Here is a 597-nt window from a genome sequence, read left to right on the forward strand (position 1 = left end):
GCCCCTGTAAGGACCATGGCTCCTGCAAGCAATCCGGCAGTCGCCTGCTTTACCTTCCTTATTAAATTATTTTTCTTCATATCTCTCCTCTAACTATCTGTCAAAAAGAACAAAATCACTGTCCAAGTTGTTCAATCCGTCTGTAGCATATGTGATTTCCGCTCCCCACCTGTCATGTCTGTCGGCACTTGAATCGTAGTGATAGAATCTTCCGTTCTTCTTTCTAGGTCTGTCACTATCACTTACTCTTGCTACGAACTTTGAGTTTGAAACTACTATCCAGTTGCCCTCTCCGTCCTTAAGAATCTTTGTGCCTTTGACTAATTTACCGTTTGAGTCCACGACTACATACTCGCCGTGACCTGTTCTTGTATCCTTAAGAATACCGTACTTAAGGCTTGCGTCAGCATCCAGTCTTAATCCGTTGAAGTAGAACTTACCGTCGCTCTTTGCAAGTGTGCATCTTGCTCCGATAGCCTTACCGTTGTCTTTGAAACCGAATACCACGTTTTGATCTCTAAGAGATACTGTAACCTCACCGGTAATCATTGAACCGTCATTAAGCTCATCTGTACCGAAGAGATATAAGCTTCCTCT

1 pseudogene is annotated in these 597 nt (G+C 43.4%); it reads right to left on the bottom strand.

The features are described 5' to 3' along the window. Window positions 1–93: 93 nt before the first annotated feature. Window positions 94–597, bottom strand: a pseudogene (locus tag HMPREF1495_RS00310) (N-acetylmuramoyl-L-alanine amidase family protein); the annotation flags it as partial.

Origin of the sequence: Lachnoanaerobaculum sp. MSX33 (assembly GCF_000512995.1) — a bacterium.
In the GTDB taxonomy this organism is placed as follows: Bacteria; Bacillota; Clostridia; order Lachnospirales; family Lachnospiraceae; genus Lachnoanaerobaculum.